14 protein-coding genes are annotated in these 9327 nt (G+C 60.9%); 9 read left to right on the forward strand and 5 right to left on the reverse strand.

Annotated features, from left to right (window positions below; all coding sequences use genetic code 11):
• Nucleotides 1–93: 93 nt before the first annotated feature.
• From Q0S16_RS04325 to Q0S16_RS04340, 4 genes are all read left to right on the forward strand, one after another.
• On the forward strand, nt 94–309 hold the full coding sequence (locus Q0S16_RS04325) for a hypothetical protein (RefSeq protein ID WP_295845430.1): 216 nt from the start codon (nt 94–96) through the stop codon (nt 307–309).
• Nucleotides 310–585: 276 nt separating this feature from the next.
• Nucleotides 586–813 carry a hypothetical protein gene (locus tag Q0S16_RS04330; protein ID WP_295845432.1) on the forward strand — a complete coding sequence of 76 codons (228 nt, stop codon included), beginning with the start codon at nt 586–588 and terminating at the stop codon, nt 811–813.
• Between the two features lie 8 nt (nt 814–821).
• Entirely contained in the window at nt 822–1028 is a 207-nt protein-coding gene (locus Q0S16_RS04335) for a hypothetical protein (protein ID WP_295845433.1), read from the forward strand.
• A 417-nt stretch (nt 1029–1445) separates the two neighbouring features.
• Nucleotides 1446–2081, forward strand: coding sequence for an HAD-IA family hydrolase (locus tag Q0S16_RS04340; protein ID WP_295845435.1), 636 nt, complete (start codon nt 1446–1448; stop codon nt 2079–2081).
• Here the strand turns inward: Q0S16_RS04340 and Q0S16_RS04345 are convergent.
• Entirely contained in the window at nt 2031–2378 is a 348-nt protein-coding gene (locus Q0S16_RS04345; protein ID WP_295845436.1) for a type II toxin-antitoxin system RelE/ParE family toxin, read from the reverse strand. The two genes, Q0S16_RS04340 and Q0S16_RS04345, sit on opposite strands and share 51 nt — an antisense overlap.
• Nucleotides 2379–2421: 43 nt before the next feature.
• A complete protein-coding gene (locus Q0S16_RS04350; protein WP_295845437.1) occupies nt 2422–2559 on the reverse strand; it encodes a hypothetical protein in 138 nt (45 codons plus the stop codon).
• Between the two features lie 191 nt (nt 2560–2750).
• Between Q0S16_RS04350 and Q0S16_RS04355 the strand changes: the two genes are divergently transcribed.
• On the forward strand, nt 2751–3041 hold the full coding sequence (locus tag Q0S16_RS04355) for a GNAT family N-acetyltransferase (protein ID WP_295845443.1): 291 nt from the start codon (nt 2751–2753) through the stop codon (nt 3039–3041).
• Between the two features lie 145 nt (nt 3042–3186).
• On the opposite strand, the gene Q0S16_RS04360 is transcribed toward Q0S16_RS04355, so the two are convergent.
• The 3 genes from Q0S16_RS04360 to Q0S16_RS04370 form a co-directional block, all read right to left on the reverse strand.
• The gene (locus tag Q0S16_RS04360) at nt 3187–3978 is read right to left on the reverse strand and encodes a fumarylacetoacetate hydrolase family protein (RefSeq protein WP_295845448.1); all 792 of its coding nucleotides are present in this window, start codon (nt 3976–3978) and stop codon (nt 3187–3189) included.
• Nucleotides 3979–4004: 26 nt separating this feature from the next.
• Complete coding sequence (locus tag Q0S16_RS04365; RefSeq protein WP_295845450.1) at nt 4005–4784, reverse strand: substrate-binding domain-containing protein; 780 nt, start codon at nt 4782–4784, stop codon at nt 4005–4007.
• A gap of 115 nt (nt 4785–4899) precedes the next feature.
• Entirely contained in the window at nt 4900–5280 is a 381-nt protein-coding gene (locus tag Q0S16_RS04370; protein ID WP_295845456.1) for a DUF3597 domain-containing protein, read from the reverse strand.
• A gap of 298 nt (nt 5281–5578) precedes the next feature.
• On the opposite strand from Q0S16_RS04370, the gene Q0S16_RS04375 reads away from it, so the two are divergent.
• The 4 genes from Q0S16_RS04375 to trmFO all read left to right on the forward strand — a co-directional run.
• Nucleotides 5579–6481 carry a DUF2189 domain-containing protein gene (locus Q0S16_RS04375; protein WP_295845463.1) on the forward strand — a complete coding sequence of 301 codons (903 nt, stop codon included), beginning with the start codon at nt 5579–5581 and terminating at the stop codon, nt 6479–6481.
• Nucleotides 6482–6637: 156 nt separating this feature from the next.
• Nucleotides 6638–7453 carry a lytic murein transglycosylase gene (locus Q0S16_RS04380; protein WP_295845468.1) on the forward strand — a complete coding sequence of 272 codons (816 nt, stop codon included), beginning with the start codon at nt 6638–6640 and terminating at the stop codon, nt 7451–7453.
• 659 nt (nt 7454–8112) lie between these two features.
• Complete coding sequence (locus Q0S16_RS04385; protein ID WP_265078655.1) at nt 8113–8265, forward strand: DUF1127 domain-containing protein; 153 nt, start codon at nt 8113–8115, stop codon at nt 8263–8265.
• Nucleotides 8266–8402: 137 nt separating this feature from the next.
• A partial coding sequence (gene trmFO, locus Q0S16_RS04390) for a methylenetetrahydrofolate--tRNA-(uracil(54)-C(5))-methyltransferase (FADH(2)-oxidizing) TrmFO (RefSeq protein WP_295845472.1) occupies nt 8403–9327 on the forward strand: 925 nt, incomplete at its 3' end.

The following is a 9327-nucleotide window of genomic DNA, read 5'->3' on the forward strand; positions in this document are numbered from 1 at the left end:
TTCCCGGGATCACCGGCATCCGGCCATTCTGGTGACGGCGTATCGACCCGATCGGCGACGATGGTCCGCGGATTTCATGCAGCGGAGACCGCTATGACTCGTCCGTCGAAAGAGTTCATCCACGAAGGTCGATACGGCGCCGAAATCCAGGTCGAATTGATCGAGGACGACACCGCGTGGTCACCCTATTTGTCACCGGCGGAGGTACGAAAGCTCGAAGCCGCCCATGGCGCGCTACGCCGCGGCGACCTGGTGGTAGCGGCAAAATACGGACGCATATTCGAACTGACGCCGGTCGCTGCCGAATAATGTGCACCCAGGTCGAGATTTGAATGGAAATCGGCGAGACCTTCGACTGAAGCTCATACCGACGGCTTAGTGCCTCGATTGCCTTGCGCTGCCGACGAATCTGGAGCAGCAGTCGTCGCAAATATGGTCCAGTCTCACAGCCGTTCGCCCGATTTCGGCTCTTTGGCAACATTGACTTCGGAATCAAGCTCAACAATATTTCTGATGTTCCCAATCGCCGAGCTTGTGGGTTCCGTAAGCGACTTGCACGGTTCCACTACCATAACGGGGAAATTGATGAAGAAATTCGCAATTTGTCTCGTTTTGGCCGTGACGCCTGCACATGCTGAAACTTGGACCTGTTCCGCTCCAGGCATCATTTCCGGCAATTATGATGGAGGCTCGATGGCCTATATCCATCTGACGGGATACCCGGACGGAGGCACCTATTCGGTTTCAAAGCACGGAAACAAGGCCACCGGCACCACGAAGAACGGGACCAAATTCACCTGCAGCAAGAAATGAGGTGCACTATGAAAGCGTTGTCGCTTCTCGGTTTGGCTGCTGTTCTCGTTGCCACTCCAGCCGCCGCGAAAGATGCGCTGGAGCTTACTCGCCAGTGCATGATCGAGTATGGCGCCAAACGGCAGCCCGATGGCGGTGTCTTCCTGTCAGGGCCTCAAGAAAAGGCCGAGGCAATCCGCGCTAAGTGCCGCAAGCAGTCCAGCTATAAACTCTAGCGTTAGGCAGCATGTAGGAGATGTATATGAAATCATATATGATCGCTTCAGTCGTGATACTATCAGTCAATTGCGCAGCTTCCGCACAAGAGCCAGCTAACAATACTCCGAAGGCACTCGCCTGCATGAAGAAGTACGGCTTCACTTATGCTGAGTGGCGAGCCTACACCGTTCCGGCTTCAAAGGCTGAGCCTTACCGGGCATGCCGGGACGCTCCTTCACGCCGCAGGTAGATTTATCTAAAGACTGCGCCGACCTGTCGGAAGAAGGCCGTATCGCCATGCAGCGTTTCGCCGCGGTGATCGCGGTTGATCTGTGCGGCCGATGGGCCCATCATCGGTTCAATAGACACTGCGGCCATCTCCGACGAGACCGGCTTGCACCGGCAACCGGTCAGGATCCCTGCTTCCCAGCACCATGCCCTATAAACTCGCGATATTCGACATGGACGGCACGCTGTCCGACAGCTTTCCCTGGTTTCTCAGCGTCATCAACGCGGTCGCCGACAAGCACAAATTTCAGCGCGTCGAGAATGACCGCATTGACCAATTGCGCAACGTCGGCGCCGGCGAGCTGATCAGGCTGCTTGGCGTCAGCAAATGGCGCATCCCGCTGATCGCGCGCGATATGCGCAAGCTGAAATCCAAACAGATCGACCGCATCGCACTGTTTCCGGGCGTCGATCGCATGTTCCGCGAATTGAAGGCGCGCGGCGTCACCATCGCCATTGTCAGTTCCGACAGCGAAGACAATGTCCGCACGGTGCTTGGCGATCTCGATCAGCATGTCGCCTATTTCGCCTGCGGCGCCGGGCTGTTCGGCAAGAAGGCGAAATTTCAGCGCGTCCTCGACCTCACCGGAATCTCGGTGGACGAAGCGATCTCGATCGGCGACGAAATTCGCGACATCGACGCGGCGCGCGAGGCCGGCATCGACTTTGCGGCGGTGTCGTGGGGCTATACCAGCGCCGCTGCCCTGAAGGCACGTGCCCCGAACTTCATGCTATCGCGCATGGACGACGTCATCGTCGCGCTGACCACGCCGAGAGGCTGAGCCGATGCAGCCAGTGTAGCCCGGATGAGCGAATGCGACCTCGTAGGCATCGCCCTTGCGAAACTCGAAGCAGATCCGCCAGCGTTCGTTGACGGTCATCGCCCACTGCCCGCCGCGGTCCCCCTTCAGCTTGTGAAGGCCGACGCTTTTCAGCGGACTCAGATCGCGAAGCGAATGGGCCGCGTTCAACGCCAGTACAAGATCGATCGCGGTCTCGACATCGAGCCGGCGAAACTGGTTCGACGATCCGCATTCCCAGACCTTGCGTGTCGCCGAATTTCGCCAAGAACGGATCATGGCGAAAACATGCTACGTCAGACGGTAAAAAACGACAAGTGTACTATCGCAAGCCTGTCCCCTTGCAGCGCTGGCAGGTCACGACCTTGTCGCCCTTCTTCAGCAGGCCCTTGCCCTCGCAATTCTTGCACTTTTGCTTCTTCTTGGTGTTGGGGCCTTTTTGGTTGGGCGGATTGCTCATGGTCTGTCCTGACGGCGTGATTGGCGGCTGAAGCCTGCCTCAAATGAAAACGCGCCGGTGGGCCGGCGCGCGATGATTCACCCTAGCACGGCGAGACACCGAGCGGGTAATCTTGCAACCGGGCGGGTGATCGTCGACTGTTCGGGACCAAACCAGTGCCCTTAGCCCCGGCCCCGTCTCAAGGAATAGCCATGACAGACGCTCTCGCCGCATCCGTGGTCCATGACGACAAGGCCAATGACCGATTCGTGCTCGACGTCGGTGGCACCGTGGCTTTCGCCAATTACCGGCTGGCCGGCGATCGCGTCATCATCACCCATACCGAGACGCCGCCAGCGCTGCGCGGCCAGGGCATCGCATCAAGGCTGGTGGCGGGCGCGCTGGAACTGATCCGGGCCGATGGCCACAAGGTGGTCGCCGGCTGCTCGTTCGTGTCGGATTATCTCGACCAGCATCCGGAAGTGGCGGACATGGTGGGATGAACACCGTCGTTCCGGGGCGCGCGTTGCGCCAGCAACGTGCGAATCCGGAACCTCGAAATGTTCAGCCACGTCGGGATTCCGGGTTAGGTCGCAGCCTGTGCTGCTCCCGCCCCGGAATGAACTTTGCCGCGATGACGCCCTCGCCTCAGACGATCTTGATCGACATGTCCGGCAGGCCCTGAAGCTTGCAAAGCAGCACGTCGCCCTTGACCACCGGGCCGACATTTTCCGGCGTGCCGGAATAGATGATATCGCCGGCCTTCAGTTCAAACGCTTCCGAGAGCTTGGCGATCTGCTCGGCGACGCTCCAGATCATCTTGTCGAGGTCGGAGTTCTGCCGAACGGTACCGTTCACCGCCAGCGAGATCGACCCCTTGGTGAAATGCCCGGTCTTGCTCACCGGATGGATCGGTCCGATCACGGCGCCATGATCAAAGCTCTTGCCGATCTCCCAAGGCTTCTTCTCGGCGGCTTGCGCGTTCTGCAGATCGCGGCGCGTCATGTCGAGGCCCAGCGCATAGCCATAGACGTGCTCCAGCGCCTTCTCGGCGGGAATATTGGTGCCGCCGGATTTCAACGCCGCCACCAGCTCGACCTCGTGGTGATAATTCCTGGTCAGCGACGGATAGGCATGATCGACCACGGTGCCGATCGCGACGTTCTGGATCGCATCGGTCGGTTTCTGAAAAAAGAACGGCGGCTCGCGGGTCGGGTCGGAACCGCGCTCGATCGCATGCGCGGCATAATTGCGACCGATGCAATAGATCCGGCGCACCGGAAACACGTCGCTCTCGCCGACGATGGGAATCGTGGTCGCTGGTACCACGAAAATAGTTTTCGATCCGGCCTGCGCCCGGGCCGGGTTCCCTGTCGCAACCGCGCCGACGAACGCCAGCGCGGCCGTGGTCAGGATCGTCCTGCGGTCGGTGTTTTCCATGGCTATCCTCCTGTTTTTGGTTTTGATTATTTGATCGACGGGGGCGGACTTATCGGCTCCATTCCCTTGGCAGTGGCGGCATCGCGAGCCAGCGGGCTCCGCAGCCATGTGATCAGCGCCTGCGCCGCCGGTCGGTGCGCCGGATCGGCGGCCAGGCCCGCGGCGTAGATCGTGTAGTTCTGGATCTCTGCCGGCAGCGCGCCGACCAGCACGACGCCTTTCACCGGCAGCAACTCGCTGATCTGTTGCACCGCGACATCCGCCTCGCCGCTAGTGATACGTTCCGCCGAATAGCCGCCATTGACCAGCACTGATTTGGCGCGAATCTCGGCGCCGATGCCGAGCCGGTCGATCAGCCCGTCGAGATAGATGCCGCTGCTGCCGCCGGACGCGGGATTGATATAGGCCACACGCGTCGCGGCGAGTAGCGTCTGCTTGAAGCCTTCGACCGTGCTGATATCGGGGCGGGCTGCGCCCTCCTTCACCGCGACACCAACGCCGACGCGAACCAGATCGGTATCGGCGCCAGCGAGCTTGCCCGCCTTGCGCAGGGTCGCCAGCGCCGCCGGCGACGCGATGATCAGGTCGAAGCTTTCACCGGCTTCGACCCGCTTGACCAGGCCACCGACCGTGTCTGAATCGACCGTCACCGCGTGGCCAGCCGCCTCGAAGGTCGGCAGCGTCGCCGTCAACACCTGTTTGAAGGCGCCCGCGCTGAGCACTTTCAGGCTATCGGCGCGCGCGGCAGCGCCGAACGGCAGCAATGCCACCAAAGCCATTGTAAACAATCTCGGAAGGATGATCATGACGCCTGTCCCGTTGATGGTCGAGCTACTTTAATACCTCTTAAATCCAAAACGCTGAACGGTCACTGCGAAAAAAAGGCCCGCTGAGCGGGCCTTTGATCGTCCTTCCGCGGGATCAGTGTTTGATATCCGCCGGCAGCTTGCCGCCATTGGCCGCCAGCTTGGTCATCACCTGCTTGTGCAGCCAGACGTTCATGGTCGCTGAATCGCTGCTGTCGCCGGTGTAACCCAGTTCCTTGGCCAGCTCCTTGCGCGCGGTCAGGCTGGAATCGATATCCAGCGCCTTCATCAGATCGACGATCGAGGTCTTCCACTCCAGCTTCTCGCCCTTGGCGGCAACCGCCTTGTCGAGGATCGGCGCCACATCCACCGTCGCAACCGGCGAGCCGCTGGCGGCGGGGGTCGCAGCGCCGCCGGCAGCGGGGGCGGCGTCCGGGGTGGCAGCCGTCGCGCTGGTACCGAAAATCGCGCCCATGATTTTTCCGAAAATGCTCATAATGTCGCTCCCAATAGATCTGATGAAGAGGTGAAAGTATCTTGTAGCGGATGCGTTCCGGAGTCATCGTGCGTGATCCGGCACGGAAAATCTACGCGGGCTTTCGCCGGAAGCCAATGCCCGGCGCAACCTCACCGAAGCGTGAGACGCGACTTCGCGCAATGAGCGTAGGATGATGAGACAGGTTGCGGCAAGGCCGGTTCATTGCTCTCGCGTCTGGTCTGTTCGTGATCGCTTCAAGCAGCTCCGCGCGCTCTCGAAAAGCACGATGAAGGCTGCCACAAAAAGGGAGATCACGATGGCCACGCCATACCCCGGAAATGTCTCGCACTTCGCGCCACAGGCGACCGCGGCCGATCTGCCGGCCGTCCGCGCCATTACCTTTGCTGACCTGACAGATTCTCTACGGCTCGGCTGGGAGGACTTCAAGGCGGTACCAAGTCATGCCATCATGCTGTGCCTGATCTACCCGATCGTTGGCCTGATGCTGGCGCGCACCGTGCTCGGCTATTCGATCCTGCCGCTGCTGTTTCCACTGGCCGCCGGCTTTGCCCTGCTCGGCCCATTCGCCGCCCTCGGTCTTTATGAACTCAGCCGCCGCCGCGAACTGGGCGACGAGGCCTCCGCCTGGCACGCCGTCGACGTGTTGCGTTCGCCCTCGCTCGGCGCGATGATCGGGCTCGGTGCGGCGCTGCTGGTGCTGTTCGTAACCTGGATCGCCACCGCGCAGGCGATCTATGTTGCCGCCTTCGGCCACGAGTCGGCGGCCGAAATTCCGAACTTCGTCTCCCGCGTCCTGACCACGCCGCAAGGCTGGGAATTGATCGTGGTCGGCTGCGGTGTCGGCTTCCTGTTCGCCGTGGTCGCGCTATGCATTAGCGTCGTCTCGTTTCCGCTGATGCTGGATCGTCATGCCAATGTCATTGACTCGGTCACGACCTCGATGCGTGCCGTGGCACGCAACCCGTTGCCGATGGCAATGTGGGGCCTGATCGTAGCCGCCGTGCTGGTGCTCGCCTCGCTGCCGCTGTTTCTTGGCCTCGCGGTCGCCATTCCGCTGCTGGGCCATGCCACCTGGCATCTCTACCGCAAGCTGGTGGAGCGCAATCCGAACCCGCCGTCGCTGCCGCCCCGCAACAAGATCAAGCGCTCGGCGGCGGACTTCCCGGTCTCGCTATTCCAGTGGCGCAACGACAAGTAATATTTCCTTAAAACCGTCGGGGCCGTCGTGTTTCGACGCCGGCCCCGACGTTGCCAATAACTCACGACAGGGGACTTGTTTTAGCCGCGGTTAGCCGTAAACCTTTCGCGGTGCGAAGTATCATTCGCGCCGCGGTCCACGGCATAACGAGCCCCGATGATCATCAGCCCCCTGCTCCGAACGCTGCTTGTCAGCGCCTTGCTGCTGGCGCCCTCGTCCAGCTACGCGGCCGCCACCTGTGGCAGTGCCAGCTTCGAGAACTGGCTAGGCGACGTCAGAACCGAGGCCGCCGGCAAGGGCATTTCACAGCGTGCGATCGACGCCGCGCTGAATGGCGTGACGCTGGACAATACGGTGCTGACGCGCGACCGCGGTCAGCAAGTGTTCCAGCAGAGTTTCGAACAATTCTCCGGCCGCATGGTGCCACCGCGCCTGCTGCGCGGCAGCGACATGCTGAAGCGTTACGGCTCGGTGCTGGGGCGTATCGAAGCGCAATATGGCGTACCTGGACCGGTGCTGGTAGCCATCTGGGGGCTGGAAACGGATTACGGCGTCAACACCGGCAAGTTCCCCACCATCCGATCGCTGGTCACTTTGGCCTATGATTGCCGTCGTGCCGACATGTTTCGCGGTGAATTACTGGACGCGCTGCGGATCGTCGATCGCGGCGACTTGACGCCGACGGAGATGCGCGGTGCCTGGGCGGGCGAACTCGGCCAGACCCAGTTCATGCCATCCTCCTATTTGAAATTCGCGGTCGATTTCGACGCCAACGGCCGTCGAGACCTGCTCCATAGCGCCCCCGACGTCCTGGCTTCCACGGCGAACTATCTTGCCAGCTATGGCTGGAAGCGCGACCAGGATTTTGCGCCCGGCACGGCGAACTTCGCGGTCATCCAGCAATGGAACAAGAGCGACGTCTACGCCCGGACGATCGCCGCTTTCGCCAGCCAATTGGCGAAAGCGCCATAGCGCCTGCGCCGGCATGGCCGGAGCGACGAAACCGGCCACAAAATCACGGGTATGACCGGGCTTGCGCTGCTCCACCGCTGCAATAGGCACGGGCGCTGCCCTTCTGGCCTGCCGAATTATCGCGCGGCGGTCACGGCGACAATGCACCGGCATCCACGACCGGCGACATGCCATGCGACAGCGTGAGAATTGGCGTGCCGGCATCCGCAACGTGCGGTGGCCCTGAAAAGGGGCAGCCCTAACGCAAAATCTAAAATATGAATTTGAATTCATTTTCGCCTACGCCATGCGAATCACGCATATCGATCCATCGGGCGATTATTCAGGAAATTTGCGAATTACCCCACGCAAGTGACGTCTCACTAGCGCCAGCCCGGCCCCCCGAGCGTCGGTATTTAGAAACCTCTATTATTTTGCAACAGCATGTTTTAACTGACTAATTAACAACGAAACCTTGGTTTTTGCGACAAAGAACCCGAGCCCGATACCAATAAAAAGGCAGGTTGCCAGAACCTTAATCATTCCTTTCTGTAGCCATGCGGTGAGCGCCTAGCTGCATCGCAACATTTACAGTGCCGCACCGCGATATAGCCATCTATATTCATTTCAACGGCGGTTGCTTCTCCAAGAGATGAACCGTCAAACTCAGGAGAATTACAATGCTCGTTTCCTTCATCCGCATGATCCAGGCGTTCCGCGATTACCAGCGCAACGTTGCCGAACTCTCCCAGCTCAGCGACCGCGAGCTTTCCGATATCGGCCTCGACCGTTCGGACATTCCGCGCGTTGCTTCCGGCGCCTACAACGGTTGATCCGTCTGTCTTGATGAATCACGGATAGCGTCCGCTTTCAGCGGGCGCTCTCGTGGAGCGCAAGAAACTGCGGCAACGATCGAACAACGCTGCGAAGCGAATTCCACTTCTCGGCAAAACGCGCTACATGCGGGGCCATGACAACAGCCCCTTTATTGACTGACTACGTTCACATCATCGGCGCCGGCCTCGCAGGCTCGGAGGCCGCCTGGCAGGTTGCCCGCGCAGGTATCCCCGTTGTGCTGCACGAGATGCGGCCGCACCGGATGACCGAGGCCCACCTCACCGAGGGCCTGGCAGAACTGGTCTGTTCGAACTCCTTCCGTTCCGACGACGCGCTGAACAATGCGGTCGGCCTGCTGCACGCCGAAATGCGACGGCTGGGCTCGCTGATCATGCGCTGCGCCGATTCCAACCAGGTGCCCGCCGGCGGCGCACTGGCAGTGGACCGCAATGCCTTTTCGGATTCCGTCACCCGGGCGCTCACCGACCACCCCCTGATTACCATCGACCGCCACGAGATCGCCGGCCTGCCCCCGGCCGAATGGGGCAATGTCATTGTCGCCACCGGCCCGCTAACCTCGTCGCCACTGGCCGAAGCCATACGCGGCGTCACCGACCAGGATGCGCTGGCGTTCTTCGACGCGATCGCGCCGATCGTGCACAAGGATTCCATCGACATGGACACCGCCTGGTTCCAGTCGCGCTATGACAAGGTCGGGCCCGGCGGCACCGGTGCCGATTATATCAACTGCCCGATGACCAAGGACCAGTACGAGGCCTTCATCGACGCGCTGCTGTCCGGTGAAAAGACCGACTTCAAGGAATGGGAGCAGAACACGCCCTATTTCGACGGCTGCCTGCCGATCGAGGTGATGGCCGAGCGTGGGCGCGAGACGCTGCGTCACGGTCCGATGAAGCCGGTCGGCCTGACTAACGAGCATGACCCGCAGACCAAGGCCTGGGCCGTCGTGCAATTGCGGCAGGACAACGCGCTGGCGACGCTGTGGAATATGGTCGGTTTTCAGACCAAGCTGAAGCACGGCGCGCAAACCGACATCT

Source organism: Tardiphaga sp. (genome assembly GCF_025356345.1).
Taxonomy (GTDB): domain Bacteria; phylum Pseudomonadota; class Alphaproteobacteria; order Rhizobiales; family Xanthobacteraceae; genus Tardiphaga.